The 20248-nt window shown below is 52.2% G+C and carries 20 protein-coding genes; 1 reads left to right on the forward strand and 19 read right to left on the reverse strand.

Annotation, left to right across the window (positions count from 1 at the left end):
* Position 1: 1 nt before the first annotated feature.
* The 7 genes from nrdF to ACN06F_RS10670 form a co-directional block, all read right to left on the reverse strand.
* On the reverse strand, positions 2-973 hold the full coding sequence (gene nrdF / locus ACN06F_RS10640) for a class 1b ribonucleoside-diphosphate reductase subunit beta (protein WP_038485235.1): 972 nt from the start codon (positions 971-973) through the stop codon (positions 2-4).
* A 43-nt stretch (positions 974-1016) separates the two neighbouring features.
* Positions 1017-3230 (reverse strand): class 1b ribonucleoside-diphosphate reductase subunit alpha, encoded by a 2214-nt coding sequence (nrdE, locus tag ACN06F_RS10645; RefSeq protein ID WP_433923887.1) that lies wholly within the window; start codon positions 3228-3230, stop codon positions 1017-1019.
* On the reverse strand, positions 3197-3646 hold the full coding sequence (gene nrdI, locus ACN06F_RS10650) for a class Ib ribonucleoside-diphosphate reductase assembly flavoprotein NrdI (protein WP_051626497.1): 450 nt from the start codon (positions 3644-3646) through the stop codon (positions 3197-3199). The genes nrdE and nrdI overlap by 34 nt, the downstream gene beginning before the upstream one ends.
* Positions 3647-3655: 9 nt before the next feature.
* Entirely contained in the window at positions 3656-3877 is a 222-nt protein-coding gene (gene nrdH, locus ACN06F_RS10655; protein WP_009722061.1) for a glutaredoxin-like protein NrdH, read from the reverse strand.
* Between the two features lie 372 nt (positions 3878-4249).
* A complete protein-coding gene (locus ACN06F_RS10660) occupies positions 4250-4861 on the reverse strand; it encodes a superoxide dismutase (protein WP_198349106.1) in 612 nt (203 codons plus the stop codon).
* Positions 4862-5093: 232 nt separating this feature from the next.
* Complete coding sequence (locus ACN06F_RS10665; RefSeq protein ID WP_038485241.1) at positions 5094-6020, reverse strand: electron transfer flavoprotein subunit alpha/FixB family protein; 927 nt, start codon at positions 6018-6020, stop codon at positions 5094-5096.
* A gap of 14 nt (positions 6021-6034) precedes the next feature.
* Complete coding sequence (locus tag ACN06F_RS10670; RefSeq protein ID WP_038485245.1) at positions 6035-6784, reverse strand: electron transfer flavoprotein subunit beta/FixA family protein; 750 nt, start codon at positions 6782-6784, stop codon at positions 6035-6037.
* Positions 6785-7206: 422 nt separating this feature from the next.
* On the opposite strand from ACN06F_RS10670, the gene ACN06F_RS10675 reads away from it, so the two are divergent.
* Positions 7207-8871 (forward strand): electron transfer flavoprotein-ubiquinone oxidoreductase, encoded by a 1665-nt coding sequence (locus tag ACN06F_RS10675; protein ID WP_095603130.1) that lies wholly within the window; start codon positions 7207-7209, stop codon positions 8869-8871.
* Between the two features lie 50 nt (positions 8872-8921).
* Here ACN06F_RS10675 and ACN06F_RS10680 read toward each other — a convergent pair whose 3' ends face one another.
* From ACN06F_RS10680 to fabD, 12 genes are all read right to left on the reverse strand, one after another.
* Positions 8922-11129, reverse strand: a complete 2208-nt coding sequence (locus ACN06F_RS10680; protein WP_433923888.1) for an ATP-dependent helicase — start codon at positions 11127-11129, stop codon at positions 8922-8924.
* On the reverse strand, positions 11126-11692 hold the full coding sequence (locus tag ACN06F_RS10685; RefSeq protein ID WP_253485488.1) for a DUF1285 domain-containing protein: 567 nt from the start codon (positions 11690-11692) through the stop codon (positions 11126-11128). Before ACN06F_RS10685 ends, ACN06F_RS10680 begins: the two co-directional genes overlap by 4 nt.
* Positions 11693-11723: 31 nt before the next feature.
* Positions 11724-12557: a TatD family hydrolase gene (locus ACN06F_RS10690; RefSeq protein WP_433923889.1), complete on the reverse strand. Its 834-nt coding sequence runs from the start codon at positions 12555-12557 to the stop codon at positions 11724-11726.
* Between the two features lie 73 nt (positions 12558-12630).
* A complete protein-coding gene (locus ACN06F_RS10695) occupies positions 12631-12966 on the reverse strand; it encodes a PilZ domain-containing protein (RefSeq protein ID WP_095603132.1) in 336 nt (111 codons plus the stop codon).
* A 38-nt stretch (positions 12967-13004) separates the two neighbouring features.
* Complete coding sequence (locus ACN06F_RS10700) at positions 13005-13988, reverse strand: DNA polymerase III subunit delta' (RefSeq protein ID WP_433923890.1); 984 nt, start codon at positions 13986-13988, stop codon at positions 13005-13007.
* Positions 13979-14632: a dTMP kinase gene (tmk, locus tag ACN06F_RS10705; RefSeq protein WP_433923891.1), complete on the reverse strand. Its 654-nt coding sequence runs from the start codon at positions 14630-14632 to the stop codon at positions 13979-13981. Before tmk ends, ACN06F_RS10700 begins: the two co-directional genes overlap by 10 nt.
* A 63-nt stretch (positions 14633-14695) precedes the next feature.
* Entirely contained in the window at positions 14696-15703 is a 1008-nt protein-coding gene (gene mltG, locus ACN06F_RS10710; protein ID WP_433923892.1) for an endolytic transglycosylase MltG, read from the reverse strand.
* Between the two features lie 30 nt (positions 15704-15733).
* The gene (gene pabC, locus ACN06F_RS10715; RefSeq protein ID WP_433923893.1) at positions 15734-16540 is read right to left on the reverse strand and encodes an aminodeoxychorismate lyase; all 807 of its coding nucleotides are present in this window, start codon (positions 16538-16540) and stop codon (positions 15734-15736) included.
* A 6-nt stretch (positions 16541-16546) separates the two neighbouring features.
* Entirely contained in the window at positions 16547-17785 is a 1239-nt protein-coding gene (gene fabF, locus ACN06F_RS10720; RefSeq protein WP_038485274.1) for a beta-ketoacyl-ACP synthase II, read from the reverse strand.
* 193 nt (positions 17786-17978) lie between these two features.
* Positions 17979-18212, reverse strand: a complete 234-nt coding sequence (acpP, locus tag ACN06F_RS10725) for an acyl carrier protein (RefSeq protein ID WP_008956801.1) — start codon at positions 18210-18212, stop codon at positions 17979-17981.
* A gap of 124 nt (positions 18213-18336) precedes the next feature.
* Complete coding sequence (fabG, locus tag ACN06F_RS10730) at positions 18337-19080, reverse strand: 3-oxoacyl-ACP reductase FabG (protein WP_038485281.1); 744 nt, start codon at positions 19078-19080, stop codon at positions 18337-18339.
* A gap of 66 nt (positions 19081-19146) precedes the next feature.
* The gene (gene fabD, locus ACN06F_RS10735) at positions 19147-20106 is read right to left on the reverse strand and encodes an ACP S-malonyltransferase (RefSeq protein WP_095603137.1); all 960 of its coding nucleotides are present in this window, start codon (positions 20104-20106) and stop codon (positions 19147-19149) included.
* Positions 20107-20248: the final 142 nt, after the last annotated feature.

The raw sequence follows: 20248 nt of genomic DNA on the forward strand, positions 1-20248 counted from the left end.
CTTAAAACGCCCAGTCGTCGTCTTCGGTGGCAACGGCCTTACCAATCACGTAGGAAGAACCAGAACCGGAGAAGAAGTCGTGGTTTTCATCCGCACTCGGAGAAAGCGCGGCCATAATGGTTGGATCGACGTCGGTGACGCTGCTGGGGAACAACGGTTCAAACCCGAGGTTCATCAGCGCTTTATTGGCGTTGTAGTGAAGGAATTTCTTCACGTCTTCCGTTAAACCCACCTCATCATAGAGCGATTCGGTGTAGCGCACTTCGTTGTCGTAAAGTTCTAGCAGCAGCTCATAAGCGTAGTCTTTCACTTCTTGCTGGCGCTCGGGCGTGGCTTCTGCCAGCGCTTGCTGGAACTTGTAGCCAATGTAGTAGCCGTGCACGGCTTCATCACGAATGATCAAACGAATCAGATCAGCCGTGTTGGTCAGCTTGGCGTGGCTCGACCAGTACATCGGCAGGTAGAAACCCGAGTAGAACAGAAATGACTCAAGGAAGACGCTAGCCACTTTACGCATTAACGGATCGTCGGAGCGGTAACGCTCAAGAATCAACTCAGACTTCGCCTGCAGCGTCGGGTTTTCTTCACTCCAGCGAAACGCATCATCTACATCCCGCGTCGCGCACAGTGTTGAGAAAATCGAGCTGTAAGAGCGCGCATGCACCGATTCCATAAAGGCGATATTGGTATAAACCGCCTCTTCATGGGGTGTGCGTGCATCCTCCATTAATACCGGCGCTCCCACGCTGCTCTGGATTGTGTCGAGCAGCGTCAGGCCAGTGAACACACGAATCGTCAGCTGTTTTTCCTGCTGTGTCAGGGTGTTCCACGACTGAATATCGTTGGAGAGCGGCACTTTTTCCGGCAGCCAGAAATTGCTGGTCAGGCGGTTCCACACTTCCAGGTCTTTATCATCCTGAAGGCGGTTCCAGTTGATCGCATCGACCCGCGATAAGCGTTGCATAGTGGTCATCAGAATTCTCTCACCAACATGATCTAATAAAAGCGATATACGATTACAGCGAGCAGGAGACGCAGCCTTCTACTTCCGTACCTTCAAGCGCGCTCTGGCGTAAACGGATGTAGTAAAGCGTCTTGATGCCCTTACGCCACGCGTAAATTTGCGCTTTGTTGATATCCCGCGTGGTGGCGGTATCAGGGAAGAACAGCGTCAACGACAGACCCTGATCAACGTGTTTAGACGCTTCAGCATAGGTATCGATAATTTTCTCAGGGCCAATTTCATAGGCATCCTGGAAATAATCGAAGTTCGCCTCGTTCAAGAATGGCGCCGGATAGTAAACACGCCCCAGCTTGCCTTCTTTACGGATCTCAATTTTCGCTGCCACCGGGTGAATACTAGAGGTAGAGTGGTTGATATATGAGATAGAACCCGTTGGCGGCACCGCCTGCAGGTTACGGTTATACAGTCCGTGCGCCATTACCGATGCCTTTAGCGCCTGCCAATCTTCCTGGGTAGGTAATGCAATACCGCTACGCTCGAACAAGTGACGCACTTTCTCAGTTTTCGGCAGCCACGCTTGATCTGTGTACTTATCAAAGAAAGCGCCCGATGCGTAGGTGGAGTCTTCAAACCCTGCAAAGGCTTCGCTGTGTTCGATCGCCAGCTGGTTAGACGCACGAATCGCATGGAATGCCACGCAGTAGAAGTAGAGATTGGTAAAGTCCAAGCCCTCTTCCGAACCATAATAAATGTGTTCACGCGCCAGGAAACCGTGCAGGTTCATTTGCCCGAGGCCAATGGCGCGAGACTTGGCGTTACCTTCAGCAATGGAAGGCACACTGCGCAGGTTGCTCATCTCAGAAACCGCGGTCAAACCACGAATGGCAATCTCAACGCTGGTGCCAATATCGCCTGAGTCCATCACTTTAGCGATGTTCATCGAACCAAGATTACAGGAGATGTCCTGACCGACCTGACGATAGCCAAGATCGTCATCGTATTCGGTGGGCGTATTCACCTGGAGAATTTCAGAGCAAAGGTTGCTCATATTGATACGACCGGCAATCGGATTCGCACGGTTAACCGTATCTTCAAACATGATGTACGGATAGCCCGATTCGAACTGTAGCTCGGCCAGGGTTTGGAAGAATGCACGTGCATTGATCTTGTGCTTACGAATGCGCGCATCCGCGACCATTTCATGGTACTTCTCGGTCACGCTGATATCCCCAAACGGCACGCCATAAACCCGCTCAACATCGTAGGGCGAGAACAGGTACATATCGTCGTTGCGCTTGGCCAGCTCAAAGGTAATGTCCGGAATCGTTACGCCCAGCGACAGCGTTTTAATGCGGATTTTTTCATCGGCATTTTCACGCTTAGTGTCGAGAAAACTCAGAATATCCGGGTGGTGAGCATTTAAATAAACCGCACCTGCGCCCTGGCGCGCACCTAACTGATTAGCGTAGGAGAAGGCATCTTCCAGCAGTTTCATAATCGGGATAATACCCGAGGACTGGTTCTCGATACGCTTAATGGGTGCGCCGGACTCGCGGATATTAGTCAACAAGAAGGCAACACCGCCGCCGCGCTTAGAGAGCTGCAACGCGGAGTTAATCGAGCGACCAATCGACTCCATGTTGTCTTCAATACGCAGCAGGAAGCAGGAAACCAGCTCACCGCGCTGCTGTTTACCGCAGTTCAGGAAAGTCGGCGTAGCAGGCTGAAAACGGCCGCTAATAACTTCATCAACCAGTGACTTGGCCAATGCCTCATCGCCACGCGCCAGCGTCAACGCCACCATGCAGACACGGTCTTCATAGCGCTCAAGGTAACGCTTACCGTCGAACGTTTTCAGCGTGTAGCTGGTGTAATACTTGAAAGCGCCCAAGAAGCTCGGGAAACGGAATTTATAGGCGTATGCCTGCTCAAACAGCGCCTTAATAAAGGCAAAGCTGTACTGGGCCAGCATTTCTGCCTCGTAATACTGCTCTTCCACTAGGTAATCGAGCTTCTCTTCCAACGAGTGGAAGAACACGGTGTTTTGATTAACGTGCTGCAGGAAATACTGGCGGGCGGCTTCGCGATCTTTATCGAGCTGCAATTCACCGTTGGCACCGTATAGATTCAACATCGCGTTCAGCGCATGGTAATCCAGGGTACGCGCCTCGGATGCCCCCGCAGCAGGCCGTTTTGTTTCTGCCGAGTTTTTTGTAGCAACGTTGTTAGAAGCTACGTTGTTAGAGACTGAGCTTGACGTTTCCAAAACTCTTCTACTCCTTTGCGGACCTTGGCGACATCGTCGTCAGTGCCAAACAGTTCAAATCGATAAAGCAGCGGCACTTGGCACTTTTGGGCAATGATTCGCCCTGCCAACCCATATGCTTCACCAAAATTCGTATTACCAGCGGCAATAACACCCCGTAAGAGATGTCGATTGTGCTCATCGTTTAAAAATCGGATCACCTGCCCCGGCACTGCCCCTTCGGCATAGCCGCCACCATAGGTAGGTGTCACTAATATGTAGGGCTGTTCTATGCGTGGTGTCGGTTCTTCACGGTTTAGTGGCAGCCGCTGAGCGCTTAAGCCAAGCTTTTGTATAAAACGGTGGGTATTGCCTGACTTAGTGGAAAAATAAACTAAAGAACGATTACGCCCAGCTTCCACATCAGCGTTTTGCATAGCGACGTTTTACGCTAGTGCTTGAATGCGGTCAGGACGAAAACCAGACCAATGATCCTCACCCGCAACCACGACGGGTAACTGACGATAACCCAGCGCTTCCACTTCCTCCTGGGCACCGCTTTCAGCAGTAATATCGATAACGGTATATTCTAGGCCCTGCTTATCCAGCGCACGGTAGGTAGCAGTGCATTGAACACAAGCAGGCTTGCTATAAATTTGGATATCCATGGCTATTTTTTCCTTTTCATAGCGGTGTTTTTCGGGTAGAGCATATCTTGTGCTCGCCCTCTCTGGAAGACACAACGCATACTATATATAGACCATGAGAAAATCAATTCAAGCATATATGGTATTTTTTCATCCACAGGTTATTGACAGCTCGTACCCAATATCATACCCAGCAGCCTCTCAATAGCCGTCTAAAACACCCCTCCCCTAACCACCCCAGGAACGCTCTCAATAGCTCTCATTAGGGCCATCACAAGAGCGGCTTCAGAAATAGCTAAACCTTCTCCCAAAAACAAAAAAACCGCTTCTCAATGGAAGCGGTTTTTTTCCAAGGCGCCAACGAGCTTGGCGCCTTTCTCACAGCGCGTGAGTTTAGGCGATAGCCGCCTGATAACGACGCTCAACATCTTCCCAATTGACTACGTTAAAAAAGGCTTCTACGTAATCAGGGCGCTTGTTTTGGAACTTCAGGTAGTATGCGTGCTCCCAAACATCCAGACCCAATACCGGCGTGTTGCCATGCATTAGCGGGCTGTCTTGGTTCAGGGTATTTTCAACGACCAGCTTTTTCTCAGGTGTAACGGAAAGCCATGCCCAGCCGCTACCAAAGCGACCCAACGCTGCTTTCTTGAACGCTTCCTTGAACGCATCAAGACCGCCTAGTTCAGCTTCAATAGCTTTTGCTACATCACCCTGAGGCTGGCCACCGCCATTAGGTGACATCATTTGCCAGAACATAGAGTGGTTGGCATGGCCGCCGCCGTGGTTAATAACGGCTTGACGCTTCTCTTCAGGTACACGATCAAGATTGGCAACCAGCTCTTCTACCGGCACGTCTTCAAGGCCCGTGCCTTCAAGCGCAGCATTCAGACTAGTGACGTAAGTGTTGTGGTGACGAGAGTGGTGAATCTCCATCGTCATCGCATCGATATGCGGCTCAAGTGCGTCATAAGCGTACGGTAATTCTGGAAGTGTATGTGCCATGCTAACTTCTCCTTAAGTGGCTTTTGTTACGTTCACTCAACTAGGTGTGGTCTTACCCCACCTTTTTCAACCATCACGGCTATAATTAATTACCGTGAGCAGCGATTATTGATAACCGATACGTTTTATACCCCAGTACCTTAGTCAACTATTGGCAGTTTATCGAACTCATCGCCAATAAAAAAGCCGACTTCTGGTGAAGTCGGCTTTTAGCCAGTTTAGATTCAGTGGCTTATAGCTTGCTTTCAAGCTCCGGCAGAACCTCGAAGAGATCACCCACCAAGCCGTAATCGGCGACTTGGAAAATGGGCGCTTCTTCGTCTTTGTTGATCGCAACAATGACTTTAGAGTCTTTCATGCCCGCCAAGTGCTGAATAGCACCAGAAATACCCACAGCAATATACAGCTCAGGGGCCACAATCTTACCGGTTTGGCCAACCTGCATATCATTGGGCACAAACCCAGCGTCTACGGCCGCTCGTGATGCACCAATGGCAGCACCCAGCTTGTCAGCAATGCCGTCAAGCAGCTTAAAGTTTTCGCCGTTGCCCATACCACGACCACCAGACACCACTACTTTGGCACCGCCAAGTTCCGGACGGTCGGATTGCGCCAGCTCTTGCTTAACAAAGCTAGACTGACCATTTTCGACCACTACTTCTACCGCTTCTACAGAGCCGCTACCCGTGCTCTCGACCGCATCAAACGCAGTGGTACGCACGGTCATCACTTTCAGTGCGTCGTCGCTTTTTACTGTGGCGATGGCGTTGCCCGCATAAATTGGACGCAGGAAAGTATCAGCACTTTCAACGCCAATCACGTCGGACAGCTGGCTAACATCTTTTAAGGCAGCCAAGCGCGGCAGTACGTTTTTGCCAGTGGTAGAGGCGCTAGCCAACACGTGGGTATAGTCGCCAGCCAACTCAACCAATAGAGCGCCCATTGGCTCGGCAAGCTGATGGGCGTAAACAGCGTTATCGGCAACGCGAACTTTATTGACGCCTTCAAGCTTTGCAGCAGCATCAGCCGCCGCCTGAACGCCTTCACCGGCCACCAGCACGTCAATGTCACCACCAATCGCCTTGGCAGCAGCAACTACGTGAGCGGTTGCGCCCGCTAACTGACCTTCATGAAGGTCGGCAAGTACCAGAATGCTCATGAGATCAGCTCCTATTAAAGCACTTTGGCTTCGTTTTTCAGTTTGTCGATCAATTCATCTACCGAGGCGACTTTAACACCACCTTTGCGCTCTGCCGGGGACTCCACTTTGAGCAGGCTCACCTTGGAGGCCACTTCAACCCCGTAATCAGCGGGCGTTTTGGTATCCAGCGGCTTCTTCTTAGCCTTCATGATGTCGGGAAGCTTCGCGTAACGCGGCTCGTTCAAACGCAAATCGGTGGTAACGATAGCGGGCAGAGAAAGCGCTACGGTTTGCAGACCACCATCGATTTCGCGAGTGACGTTGACCTTGTCACCGTCAACAGCAACCTCAGAGGCAAAAGTACCTTGGGGTAGATTGGTCAGCGCGGCCAGCATTTGGCCCGTTTGATTGTTGTCGGTATCGATAGCCTGCTTACCGAGAATCACTAAACCAGGCTGCTCTTCGTCAACAACCTTAGCTAGCAACTTGGCTACCGCAAGCGACTCAACGCGCTCGTCGGTTTCAATATGAATAGCACGGTCTGCCCCAAGCGCTAGCGCGGTGCGCAACTGCTCTTGAGCCGCCTTAGGGCCAACGGTAACGGCCACGACTTCTGTCGCAACACCCTTCTCTTTGAGGCGCACCGCTTCTTCTACGGCAATTTCGCAGAAGGGGTTCATCGCCATTTTGACGTTGGTAAGATCAACGTCAGAGTTGTCCGCTTTCACGCGGATTTTGACGTTATAGTCGATGACGCGTTTAACCGCGACGAGTACTTTCATAGATTCCTCGCTTGGCTTGTGATGGAAGCCGTTAGCTTGTCTCAGCATCGTACCAGCTGATGCTTCTAAAATAGGGGCGACGTGTATTTAAAACGACACCTTAAAAAATTCATGCAAGCGTTTGATAGGTCTGTAAATGAAAAACCCTATCAATTTGCCACAACCTAGTGACTAGCGACAACACCGATTAACTACGGCCTTGGTCGTAGCAGCGATGTAAACTCCATGGATAAATGGTGCTTTTGCCATCGTAGGGGTGACCTTACAGGGGTATTATGCCTATCATGGAGCATAACCAGAAGCAAACGACCGTTTAAAATTAAGGCCATCTTTTTATAAGCTAGTTCTCATAACGCTCATTTGACGTTTGTACAGGCTAGTTTTTGTAAATAATGGCTCTTATGAGAATAAGGAGAAGCCGGGTGGAAAATGTTGAACGCGATGTCATGGACTTCGATGTAGTCATTGTCGGGGCTGGCCCCTCTGGCCTAGCTTCCGCTTGCCGCCTAATGCAACAGGCAAATCAAGCAGAACAAGAGTTGACGGTTTGTGTAGTAGAAAAAGGCTCCGAAGTCGGCGCCCATATTCTTTCTGGTGCTGTCTTTGAGCCCCGCGCACTGGCAGAACTATTTCCTGATTGGGAAGAGCGCGGCGCACCGCTTAACACACCTGCCGTTCGTGACGATGTTTATCTATTAAAAGATGCTCAAAAAGCGCAAAAAATTCCTAATGCGCTAGTGCCAAAAAGCATGCATAACACTGGCGGCGATCTTACCCGCTATGTGATTAGCGCAGGCAACCTATGCCGCTGGCTGGCCGAGCAAGCCGAGGCTCTTGGGGTGGAAATTTTCCCTGGCTTTGCTGCCCAGGACGTAATTATCGAAGATGGTGCAGTACGCGGCATCCTCATTGGCGACATGGGTGTTAGCGCAGATGGCACTCCCAAAGATGGCCATATGCCAGGCATGGAACTGCGCGCGAAATACACGCTATTTGCCGAAGGTGCCCGCGGCCACTTGGGTAAACGGTTAATCAAAGAGTTCTCACTAGATGCTGGTCGTGACCCGCAGCACTATGGGATTGGCTTGAAAGAACTGTGGGATGTTCCCGCCGACAAACATGAACCCGGACTTGTGCTTCACGGCTCGGGCTGGCCGCTTGAAAAAGACACTCACGGCGGCTGGTTCCTTTACCACGCAGAAAATCAGCAGGTCGTCGTTGGCCTCATTATGGATCTTGGTTATAAAAACCCCTGGCTGTCACCTTTTGATGAATTCCAGCGCATGAAGCATCACCCGGTGCTTAGCCAATATTTAGAAGGCGGCAAACGGGTTGCTTATGGTGCGCGCGCCATTACCAAAGGCGGCTTTAACTGCCTACCGAAAATGACGTTCCCGGGTGGTCTATTGATTGGCTGCGATGCGGGCACGCTGAACTTTGCCAAAATCAAAGGCCTGCACACAGCGATGAAATCCGGCATGGTCGCTGCAGAAAGCGTCTTTGAAGCCATTAAGGGGGGTGATGAAGGTGCTCAGGAGCTAAGTAGCTTCACTGAGAAATGGCAAGCCAGCTGGGCCTATGAAGAGCTAAAAGAGAGCGCAAGCTTTGGCCCTGCTATCCATAAATATGGCACGGTAGGCGGCGGTGCTTACAACTTCGCCAATCAACTACTGGGCAATAAGCTACCCAACGTTCACGACACCACCACCGACCACGGCGCGCTAAAACCTGCAGCCGAGTTTGAAAAAATCACTTATCCGAAGCCCGATGGCAAATTGTCGTTTGATAAATCGACTTCCGTCTTTTTGTCCAACACCAACCACGAAGAAGACCAGCCCTGCCATCTGCGCCTAGCAGATCCAGAGCTGCCGATTCGCGACAACCTGCCAACCTATGCAGAACCGGCCCAACGCTACTGCCCTGCGGGGGTTTATGAAGTGGTGGAAGATGATCAAGGCAAGCCACGCTTCCAGATCAACTTCCAGAACTGCGTGCACTGCAAAACCTGCGATATTAAAGACCCTGCCCAAAATATTACCTGGGTAGCACCAGAAGGCGGCGGCGGGCCTAACTATCCCAATATGTAACCATCCGACTATGTAATCCGCATCACTAGGGTGCCATACGGCGCGGCCAGTTACGCTGGCTGCGCCGGTGGCTCTAAGCACTCAATCGGCGCACGTCGAGCAATGAGACGACGCCGGCCAGCCTGTGCGAAGCGCACATCGATAACAGGATCGGAGGGGTTACCTTCTACCGAGGCCACCTCACCTTCTCCAAACACGGCATGCATCAAGCGTTGTCCTGGGTAAAAGTGTGCATCAGCCTGGTAACTTGCCGCCGCCTCATTGACCTGCGGCGCCGCCAGCTCAATGTCTGTTCGTCCTAACCGCTCAAGATAGCGCTTCACCAAGCTCGGCGATGTTACCTGCACAGCCGTTACGGGTGTATCTTGGCGCGACAGACATGACGCCACCCGCAAACTATCCTGCCAAGCGCTTTCCGCAATAAAGCGACTAGGCCGATGAACACCACCATCATGCAACACCAGCAGCTGCTCTTGAGCCCGCGTAATCGCTACGTAAAACAGTCGTCGCTCTTCTTCTAACCTCTCATCATTGAGCGGATTGTCTCGACTGTAGTGCGGAAAGTCCTCTTCGTTCACTCCAACAACGGCGACCAACGGCCACTCCAGACCTTTCGCTCCGTGAACCGTGCTAATCAGAACACCGCCAGCTTGGTTCTCTACTGGACGTTCGAGCAGTTCGATAAACGCATCTGGATCTTTCACGCTATCGGCTTGCTCGATAAGCACATCCAATAGACGAACGTCCTCTTCGCCCTTATCGCGTCTTGCCGCTGCTCGCTTTAAGGTTTTTTCCGCTTCGATCGTTTCCACCACATGACTCAGCAGCTTTGCAGGCGGCCAACCACTTAATTTGGGCAGCTCACATAGCAGCGCCCAGCGTTTTTTGAGCGTGCGGCGCTGCAGCGGCTTTAGAGAGGTTAGTACCGGCTCGTGGCGTTCAGGCCAGCGCTGGGTGCTGGCCAGCTGATAAGCGAGCTTCTGAAGCCGCTCACGGGCAACAAAAGGCGTTGGCTGAGAGAGCAAAAGCAAGAGTTGCTCTGGGTCGTGCAGCAGCTCTGGCTGGCGAGACAGTTTCAAATAGCCAGCCAATGCCTGCACGAGAGGGAGTCGGAAAACGAAACGGTCTTCTCGTTGAAGACGAAATGGAATACCCGCCTGCAGTAACGCCAACTGAAATGGCACCGAAAGCGCCCAACTACGCACCAGCAGACTAACATCGCTCAACGCGCGCCCCTGCGCTTGCCAATCGACTAAGGCATCGAGCAGCAATCTGCTGCCCTGACCAACAGATATATGGGTCTCAGGATTATTAGCATCCGCTAAACAGAGCTGGTCTGGTCGGCGCTGATTAGCCATGATGGCATGGTTTGCGGTTAGCGCCAGCGCGTGGCCATGACGAAACGTGATAGAGAGCGGGTAGTCTGTGGCGCTGCCAAACGTGGCGGTAAAGTTTTCCAGCATGGTGTCAGGGCGTGCGCCCCGCCATTCGTAGATGCACTGATTCGCATCACCTACCGCCATCACATTGGCGCTAGAACCCGCCAGCACCGCCAGCAACCGCTGCTGGGCAGTATTAATATCCTGATATTCATCAATGATCACATGATCAAGAAAACCTTCCACACGACTGCGCAAGGTCTGTTCAGCTTCTAACACTTGCAGGGGCCGGTAGAGCAAGTCAGCGTAGGTCATGACGCCTTCAACGTGCAACAACCGTTCAGCTTCATCAAATGCTCTGGGAAAGTAGTCAGTATCCGGCTCGTAATTAAGACGCTTGTAAAGTACATCAGCCGATAGCATTTCCGCTTTTACCAGCCCACAGAAGTGAGCAAGCGCTTCTAATCGGTCGCCTTCGATAGCCGCATCGCGACGCTCAACGGCATCGTGAAGCACATTCAAGCTCGCCTGACGCAAAAGGCGCTCTAGCTGCCAATCAGCAGACAGCAGGCGTCTCGGCGCAAGCGCCCCCCAGCGACACAGACTCTGCGTCAACCGATGACCAAGGGAGTGAAAGGTACGCACATCTGGCAATGGCTGCCCTTGAGGCGCCATGCTGATCAGGCGACGTTGAAAATCGTCTCGAGCTGAGCGGTTAAACATCAGCACCAGCATACGCTTCGGCGACACACCAGACGCCAACAGGTGGAGCACCCTTGCCGCCATGGTAGTGGTCTTACCCGCCCCCGCGACAGCCGCTACGCGGGCATGCCCCTCGCGATGATGGACAACGGCTTGCTGTTCAGCGGTTAACTTCACGTCACCTCGCCTGGCATCGCATCATTGGCATTAAACTGACCTAAGACATACCAAGATCCTGCGCTGTAGAGTCGGCATTGGCATTCGCCGTCGTCTGCTTCGCTCAGCGTGGCCTGCTCTACCAATCGATAATACACATTGCGATGCAAGCGAGCCGCTAGCCCAAAGCGCACGGCACACTCAGGGGCAAGGACACCCTCAGGCGTTTTGGAGAGACTAAGCGGGTGCTCTGCATCCACACGAACAACGTCATCGAACTGGGTCGTCAGCCACCAGGCATCATCGTGAAAATCTGCTTCTACCGCCACGAACGGGCAGTCAACCACGGTGACACGCCAACGTTCAACAGGCGTTACCAGGCAATAGCCATCGGCATCGCGTCGTAATAGGCTCGCTAACAACCGTGGTATGGCAAGGCGCTCAAACGGCTTTCCTTCATGCAGCCACGTGCCATCAGCCTGAATAACGATATCAATATCGCCACTAAGTGCTGGCTGCCACTGATCAACGGGGGGAATCGTCGCCGAACCGTTAAATTGCTGCATAAGCCGATCAATATTCATCGCTTACCTCCCAAGCTGTGCTTACAGCCACTTATACCACTAAACCGGACTGCGCCAACGCTTCCTTTACGTTATCAGGTGCATCAGGCACGGCAGCGCGGAACAGATGATAAAAATTGGCGCTGGTTTGCATCGCCACTTCATCAACGCTGATCCCTCGTTCTTTAGCGATACACTCTGCCACCTCAACCACCCAAGCAGGTTCGTTGGGTTTTCCACGATAAGGTACAGGCGCTAAATAAGGGCTATCGGTTTCAATCAGTAGTCGGTCAAGCGGCAGCTTTCTGGCTAGTTCTCTAAGCGACGCGGCATTACGGAAGGTGATAATACCCGATAACGAAATATAGAACCCAAGCCGCACAGCCTCACGCGCCATGTCTAAATCTTCAGTAAAGCAGTGTAATACGCCGCCCACCTCCGGATTAGTGTGCTCACGCAGCAACGCTAACGTGTCTTCTTTCGCTTCACGAGTATGAATAATTACCGGCAGCTCTAGCTCATTGGCCGCAATTAAATGGCGCTTAAACCGCTCGTGCTGAACCTCTACAGGCACGCTGTCCTGATAGTGATAATCCAGCCCTGTTTCACCAATGGCGACTGCACCATACTGCTCAGCAGCATCAACAATATCGCTAACGATTGGCTCTTTCGGAGCCTGATGAAGTGGATGCAGTCCCGCCGAAATAACCACGTCGTGGTGCTCACGAGCGATTGCCGCCAACCCCGGCATCTCCTCAAGCGTCACCGCAACAGCCAAGAACTGGTTCACATTAGCAGCACGAGCAGCTGCCAGCGTTGCGGCAATATCACCGTCGTGGGTTAGCTCAGATAAACGGTCTAAATGGCAGTGGGAATCAACAAACATGCAGCTCTCTTAAATTCTCGTAAACAGGTGAAGGGCAGGCTTTGTTCAATGTTATTGCGGTGCTAAGCGGCTATCAAAGCGTAAAGGATGGAGGTGCTTTATCTAATTGGCCGGCCAACAACGTTTCAATGCGATCACGTACTGAGTAGTCCTGCTGGCTGAAATGCACCCCAATACCTGGCATTCGCTGTCCACTCACGCCCTCAGGAGAAACCCAAACAACATGGCCGGAGATAGAAAGACGTTCACTCTCTCCTGGCAGGGTCAGCAATAGATAGACCTGCTGTCCAAGTCGATAAAGCGCTTTAGTCGGGACAAAAATACCGCCTCTATCTAGAAAAGGCATATACGCGGAAAGTAACGTCGGTATATCCGGCATTGTCAAAGAAAGTGCTTTTTGAACCGTCATAACAGCCTCCTTGGCAACAACCCTATTTAGCAACAGCCCTAGGAGCGTAACAGCGCCGACCAGCGTACCAGCCACGCTTCAAGCACTAGCTGAGGGTTCGGGTTAGCGCCGACTGCGAATAAACGGCGCTGCTCTCGAGCATAATCCAGTAATCGGAACCAATCCTGCACCCGCCCATTTTTCATCGCTTGGCGGTATAACGGCTCTAAATCGGGGTTATGCAGCACCGAGGTTTCGCCAGACAAACCCAGCCGGATCAAGTCTTCAAGCCAAGCAATACCGTACCACAAGATGGCATCAATGGCCTGACGATCAAGCCTGGCAGCTTCTGAAACAGGCTCAGCACCACGCACTAACTGCTCGAAACTGTCATGAATTTGATGGCGAAGAGCGCGCTCCTCAGGCGTTGCCAACTCCACAGCAAGCAGCGGCAAACCACCCGACACTCGCCACCAAAAATGTGCTTCGTCGCCGCCGAGTTTTTCAGTCAACCAGCCTCGGCAATCCTCAAAGGGAACACTGGCTAATGGCCACTGCTGACAGCGGGAGCGAATCGTGGGTAGCGTTCTCGAAGGCACGTCTGACAGCAGAATAAATAGCGTTTTATCGCCGGGCTCTTCAAGGCTTTTGAGAAGTGCGTTTGCCGCTGCAATATTCATTGCTTCCGCGGGAGAGATCACGATCACACGATAACCGCCCTGCTGCGCGGTTTGCGAAACAAAACGGTTTACATCACGTATGGGGTCAATGCGAATCTGGCGCTTCCCCTCTTCGGGAGAAATGCGCATCAAGTCGGGGTGGTAGCCCGAAGCCAGCATGGCACAGCTATGACAGTGACCGCAGGCTAGCTCGCCAGGCTGGGCGCATAACGTTCGAGCAATCAACGCTTCCGCCAACTGCTGCTTGCCAACTCCGTGAGCACCGCTGATTAACAGCGCATGCGGCAGTCGTCCTTCATTGGTGAGACGAGTTAACTGCTGCCACGTAGACTGATGCCAAGGCAGCACTCCCATTATTGCCATAACGCCACTCGCTCTTCTAGCGCTTGAGCTAGAGACGCCTGCACTTGATCAAGCGCTTGCCCCGCGTCAACAATTGCAAAGCGCTGGGGGGCGGCGGCAGCGCGCGCTAAGTAAGCTCGCCGCACTGCTTCGAAAAAGGTTATTTGCTCTTGTTCAAAGCGATCACGCTGCGTTTGCTGGTCTCTTAAACGCCCTTCAAGACGCTCTTTAGCAGCATCGGGTGACATATCGAGTAACAGGGTTAGATCTGGGGAGAGACCTTTTTGCACGAACTGTTCCAGTTGAGCAATCCGATCTGTCTCAATGCCGCGGCCACCGCCCTGGTAAGCAAAGGTAGCATCGGTAAAACGATCACAGATCACCCAGGCACCGCGCTCAAGGGCTGGCACTATTTTTTGCGCTAGATGCTGGGCTCGCGCGGCAAACATTAATAGCAATTCGGCATCGCTGTGCAAGGGCTCATCGAAAGAGGGATCAAGCAGCAATCCTCGAATCGCTTCAGCGCGCGGCGTCCCTCCGGGCTCACGGGTTCGCACAACCTCTATCCCGCGCTCTTGTAGCCATGTCTCTACAAACGCTACGTTAGTAGATTTTCCGACTCCCTCACCACCCTCAAGGGTGATGAAGCGTCCGCGCTTGCTCATTGAAGCCCCTTACTAAGTAAATTCGAAAAAAACACATCGCAGTTAAACAATGACTCGACCTAATTAGCGATTGCGAATATAGCGATTAACCGCATTATTGTGCTCACGCAACGTCCGTGAAAAATGGTGGGTACCGTCACCGCGCGAGACGAAGTAAAGCGTTTCTCCAGGTAGCGGATTAACAGCCGCTTCAAGGGAGGCGCGCCCGGGTAAGGCAATCGGCGTTGGTGGCATGCCGTCAATCACATAGGTGTTATAGGGGGTCGCCTCACGTAAATCAGCACGTGTGATCCTCCCTTCATAGCGTTCGCCCATGCCATAAATGACGGTGGGATCTGTTTGCAAACGCATTCCCTGTTCCATACGACGTTTAAAGACACCTGCAATCTCCCGACGCTCTTCCGGCGCGCCTGTTTCACGCTCAATTAGCGATGCCATAATGAGCGCTTCATAAGGTGTGTCGATGGTCAGATCATCATCACGCCCGTCCCAGACTTCTTCTAGAATCTGCTCCATGCGGGAAAGCGCCTGACGTAGAATATCTACGTCACTCATACCCAGGTGGTAGCGGTAGGTATCAGGGAAAAACCAGCCTTCAGGAAAAGTCCCCTCTCGATCCAGCAACGACATAATTTCGTCGTCACTTAACTCTGCCGTCCGATTCTCAAGTTTTGGCGCACTGTCCAACAGCTCGCGCATCTGGCGGAACGTCCAGCCTTCGGGAATCGTTAACGGATAAGTGACAACGTTATTGCTGCCCAATAGAGCAATCAGTTCAAGACCGCTCATGCCAGGGGTTAGCTGATACTCCCCCACCCGTAAGCGTGGTACACGCTCAGGCTCAACACGCGCCAATAATTGAAATGCCCAAGCATCTTCAATAAAACCCTGGCTTTCCAGCTCTCGAACGACCTGATTGAACCCAGCACCCGCAGGAACCTGGTAAAGCGCGGGCTCCTCAAGTGAGACCGATGCCGATAAGCGCTGCTGCCAGTAAGCATAGCCGCCCACAACGGCTGCAAATCCAACCACGACCACGACACCTACGGCAGCTAAAAACCGTTTCACCATGACACCTCAATAATGTTGATAAAATTCTGCCTAACGGGATGTCAACGAATAACCAAGTAAGTCATGGCCTATTGCTTGCAGCCTATCTTGGCCTGTCAGCGACCAGGACTTCAGGACCACACCTGTTTCACTTAACAGCTTATTCACTGGCCACACACCTTGTACCGAGTTAGCCACCCAAAGACGCTCAACGTTATGGATAGCGTTCAACGCAATAGGGGCTTCCTGCACGACGCCATGATCCAATAATGCCGCTCGCAGCGTACCCGCCACGCCGCACTGCGATAATGGCGGTGTGAAGAGCACTCCCGCTTGCTGCCAAAAGACATTCATACTGGTGGCTTCCACCAGCCAGCCATCAGCATCTCCAAGCAACCCCTCGGCGATGTCGGGATCACTCCACTCCTGGCGCGCGAGTACATTTTCCAATCGATTAAGGTGTTTAATGCCTGCTAAAAGCGGCTGATGCCCCAAACGCAACTGACAAATCCGTACGTTAACTCCCTCATGCCAACGGTCAGCATTTACCACAAAAGGCGTTCTACGGCTAAGCAAGCGAGGTTGAGAGCTATCCGGCGTTGCATACCCTCTCCCACCGCTTCCTCGGGTTAGGATTAGTTTGAGTATTTCAAGCTCGGCGCGAGACGGAGATTGCCAGGTGGCGACCAGTTGCTCTATGGAGGGCAACGGAATATTCAAACGCTGACAGCCCAGCAGTAAGCGTGCGTAATGATAATCCCATAACACAGGGACACCAGCGCGCAGCAGCACTGTTTCAAATACTCCGTCACCATACGCAAGCCCTCGGTCGTCAAACGGCACCTGGGGCATTGGCATTGCGTGCTATACCTTTTTAAACAGCAGTGAACCGTTGGTACCACCAAACCCAAACGAGTTTGAGAGCGCTATTTCAATGGGCATCTTCCGTGCGGTGTGCGGTACGTAATCAAGATTACAGCCTTCCTGCGGGTTATCCAGGTTAATGGTCGGCGGCGCAATCTGGTCTCGAATAGCCAGAATACTAAACACCGCTTCAACCGCTCCTGCAGCACCTAATAGGTGGCCAATCATTGATTTGGTAGAACTCACGGCAACCTGCTGAGCTGCGCTACCAAGCACTTTTTCAATCGCCCGGCTTTCTGCTAAGTCACCCGCTGCGGTAGACGTGCCATGCGCGTTAATATAATGCACATCCGCTGGATCAATACGCGCATCTTTAATGGCGTTGCTCATGGAAAGTGCAGCACCACGCCCATCTTCCGGCGGCGCCGTCATATGATAGGCATCATCACTCATACCAAAGCCTGCAAGCTCTGCGTAGATGTTGGCACCACGCGCTTTAGCGTGCTCGTACTCTTCCAAAACAAGCACACCCGCACCGTCTGACAGCACAAAGCCGTCACGATCAGTATCCCACGGGCGACTCGCCGCCTGAGGGTCTTCATTGCGAGTAGAGAGCGCTCGCGCGGCCGAAAACCCGCCCAACCCTAATGGGGTAGTGGCCATTTCCGCACCGCCACAGATCATTACATCGGCATCGCCGTATGCAATCGTGCGAGCACTGTAGCCAATATTATGGGTACCCGTTGTACACGCTGTGGTAATCGCGATATTCGGGCCTTTGAAGCCGTGCTGAATCGCCATGTTGCCAGAAATCATATTAATGATTGAACCTGGCACAAAAAACGGCGAGACGCGGCGTGCGCCACCCTTATTCAGCGCATTATGGTTATGTTCAATCATCGGCAAACCACCAATGCCTGAACCAATAGCCACCCCAATGCGCTCAGCATTCTCTTCGGTACATTCAAGCCCCGAGTCCTGAACGGCCTGGGCTCCTGCCGCCATGCCGTACTGGATAAACAAATCCATCTTGCGTGCGTCTTTAGGGTTCAGATAGGGGCTAATATCGAAATTTTTAACCGATCCTCCAAAACGCGTGTTGAAGCCACTTGTATCAAAGTGCTCAATCGGCGCTATGCCACTTTTGCCGGCGACAATATTTGCCCACGACTCATTAACACTGTTACCCACTGGGGTCACCAGGCCTAACCCAGTTACCACTACCCTTCTTCGCGCCATTAGCTTTCCTCCAGGCATCCATGGTGACACGACCCATCTGGGTCATTTGCTGCAGAAATTCGGTGACTAGTATAACGGAGATTGAACGTTATATTCATTGTGACAACAAAGCAAAAAAGCCGCCCCTACTCAGGACGGCTTTTCATACGGGTGGGTAAGCACCCCACCCTGGTTCACTGCTTCGACTCAACCCTTACTGATGGGCGTTTACGTAGTCGATAGCTTCTTGAACCGTGGTGATTTTTTCAGCTTCTTCGTCAGGAATTTCAGTATCAAATTCCTCTTCAAGCGCCATCACCAGTTCAACGGTGTCAAGAGAATCAGCACCCAGGTCTTCAGTAAAAGAAGAGCTATTCTGGATATCTTCTTCTTTAACGTTCAGGCGCTCTGCCACAACTTTCTTAACGCGCTCTTCAATAGTACTCATCAACGTACTCCAGTCGTTCACATTAGCCGTTTTTGATAACCAGCCATTTGGAAACCGCAAGCCAAAAGCTGCGGGGTAGTTTATAGACGCCCTTAAGCTGACGCAACCGCCAAACCTAAGGCCATCAACGCATATTCATGCCGCCGTTAACGTGTAGCGTTTCGCCAGTGATATAACCTGCAGCATCACTTGTCAAAAACCCAACGGCAGCGGCAATTTCCTCAGGCCCGCCTAAACGCGAAAGAGGAATTTGCTTAAGCAGCATTTCATGCTGCGCTTCAGGCAACGCTTCTGTCATATCCGTTGCAATAAACCCAGGCGCAACCGCATTAACCGTAATAGCACGGGAAGCCACTTCACGCGCTAAAGCACGACTAAAACCTTCCATTCCTGCTTTGGCAGCGGCGTAGTTAGTTTGGCCTAGGTTACCCATCGTTGCCACTACAGAACTTATCGACACGATACGCCCAAAGCGCGCCTTTGTCATACCACGCAGACATGCCTTGCTAACGCGATAAACAGATTTGAGATTGGTATCCATCACGGAGTCCCACTCATCCTCTTTCATGCGCATTAACAAATTGTCACGGGTAATACCGGCATTATTGACCAAAATCGTGGGCGCACCAAAACGTTCGCCAATTGTTTTGAGCACCTGATCAATACTCTGCTGATCAGTAACATTAAGGCACATACCTGCACCTTCAATGCCATGCTCTTTTAGATCCGCATCAATTTTTTCAGCACCCGATTCGCTAGTGGCAGTTCCCACCACAATACGTCCTTGACGCCCAAGCTCATGGGCAATGGCTCGCCCAATACCTCGGCTAGCACCAGTAACTAGTGCAACTCTTCGTTCTTGAGTCATAACGTTCTTCCTTCAACCTAACTAAGCAAGGGTAGCGGAAAATAGTGACTTATCACGCACCATTTTTCACGCACCACCCGCCGACGCCTCACGTGCTAACTCAAGGGCTGAATCCAGGCTATCAGGATCATTTACCGCCAACCCTTTGGCACTACGCACAATGCGCTTATTCAATCCGGTAAGCACTTTACCAGGCCCACATTCAATGAACACATTAGCACCTTGCTCGACCATCGCTTCAACGCAAGATGACCAACGAACGGGCTGATACAACTGCTCGATTAAGCGCGTACGCAATGTCTCAATATCAGCATGGGCTTGCGCATCGACGTTTTGGATAACCGCATAACGAGGGGCACGCAGCTCAATTTTTTGCATAGCCTCGGAAAGTCGCTCAGCAGCTGGCCGCATTAACGCACAATGGGAAGGTACTGACACCGGCAGTGAAAGCGCTCGCTTGGCTCCCGCTTCCTGGCAGGCTGCGATAGCACGCTCCACGGCATTTTTGCCACCTGCGATAACAACCTGCCCAGGCGAGTTGTAATTAACGGCAGATACCACTTCTCCTTCAGCCGCTTGGGCACAGGCCGCTTCAACTGCGCTATCGTCAAGCCCAAGGATCGCCGCCATGCCACCTTCTCCTGCAGGGACAGCTTCCTGCATAGCTTCACCGCGCAGGCGAACAAGGCGCACGCCTTCAGCGAACCCCATCACTCCAGCGCAAACCATAGCACTATATTCACCAAGACTATGGCCGGCCATGACACTTGGGCGAGGCCCTTCCAGCTCTTGCCAGATACGCCAGATAGCTACGCTGGAGGCAAGTAGTGCCGGCTGAGTGCATGCCGTCGCATTCAACGCTTCTTCTGGACCTTCCTGGACGACTTTCCACAAATCGTAGCCCAGAGCGTCTGACGCTTCCTCAAATGTAGTTCCCACCACACTGTAGCGCTCGGCTAGCTCTCGCAACATTCCAAGTTGCTGAGAGCCTTGCCCGGGAAAAATGAGGGCAAGGGGTTGAGACATGTCGTTCACCTTTGCTCTTGTAGGCATTTGCTCAGTTGAGCGATAAGCGTGCTATTGGCGCCGTTGCTAAAACAGCTTTTGGCACATCCTGCCACCACCAATAGTCCGCAAAAATATATAACGTCTTATTATCTACTGCGCT

Origin of the sequence: Vreelandella sp. 21, from assembly GCF_050995515.1 — a bacterium.
GTDB classification, from domain to species: Bacteria; Pseudomonadota; Gammaproteobacteria; order Pseudomonadales; family Halomonadaceae; genus Vreelandella; species Vreelandella alkaliphila.

Bases quoted from the DNA above. Each gene is read 5' to 3' on its own strand.
- nrdF (WP_038485235.1), bottom strand. From the start codon at position 973: ATGACCACTATGCAACGCTTATCGCGGGTCGATGCGATCAACTGGAAC.
- nrdI (WP_051626497.1), bottom strand. From the start codon at position 3,646: ATGCAAAACGCTGATGTGGAAGCTGGGCGTAATCGTTCTTTAGTTTAT.
- nrdH (WP_009722061.1), bottom strand. From the start codon at position 3,877: ATGGATATCCAAATTTATAGCAAGCCTGCTTGTGTTCAATGCACTGCT.
- ACN06F_RS10660 (WP_198349106.1), bottom strand. From the start codon at position 4,861: ATGGCACATACACTTCCAGAATTACCGTACGCTTATGACGCACTTGAG.
- ACN06F_RS10665 (WP_038485241.1), bottom strand. From the start codon at position 6,020: ATGAGCATTCTGGTACTTGCCGACCTTCATGAAGGTCAGTTAGCGGGC.
- ACN06F_RS10670 (WP_038485245.1), bottom strand. From the start codon at position 6,784: ATGAAAGTACTCGTCGCGGTTAAACGCGTCATCGACTATAACGTCAAA.
- ACN06F_RS10685 (WP_253485488.1), bottom strand. From the start codon at position 11,692: ATGAATATTGATCGGCTTATGCAGCAATTTAACGGTTCGGCGACGATT.
- ACN06F_RS10690 (WP_433923889.1), bottom strand. From the start codon at position 12,557: ATGTTTGTTGATTCCCACTGCCATTTAGACCGTTTATCTGAGCTAACC.
- ACN06F_RS10695 (WP_095603132.1), bottom strand. From the start codon at position 12,966: ATGACGGTTCAAAAAGCACTTTCTTTGACAATGCCGGATATACCGACG.
- ACN06F_RS10700 (WP_433923890.1), bottom strand. From the start codon at position 13,988: ATGGCAATAATGGGAGTGCTGCCTTGGCATCAGTCTACGTGGCAGCAG.
- tmk (WP_433923891.1), bottom strand. From the start codon at position 14,632: ATGAGCAAGCGCGGACGCTTCATCACCCTTGAGGGTGGTGAGGGAGTC.
- mltG (WP_433923892.1), bottom strand. From the start codon at position 15,703: ATGGTGAAACGGTTTTTAGCTGCCGTAGGTGTCGTGGTCGTGGTTGGA.
- pabC (WP_433923893.1), bottom strand. From the start codon at position 16,540: ATGCCAATGCCCCAGGTGCCGTTTGACGACCGAGGGCTTGCGTATGGT.
- fabF (WP_038485274.1), bottom strand. From the start codon at position 17,785: ATGGCGCGAAGAAGGGTAGTGGTAACTGGGTTAGGCCTGGTGACCCCA.
- acpP (WP_008956801.1), bottom strand. From the start codon at position 18,212: ATGAGTACTATTGAAGAGCGCGTTAAGAAAGTTGTGGCAGAGCGCCTG.
- fabG (WP_038485281.1), bottom strand. From the start codon at position 19,080: ATGACTCAAGAACGAAGAGTTGCACTAGTTACTGGTGCTAGCCGAGGT.
- fabD (WP_095603137.1), bottom strand. From the start codon at position 20,106: ATGTCTCAACCCCTTGCCCTCATTTTTCCCGGGCAAGGCTCTCAGCAA.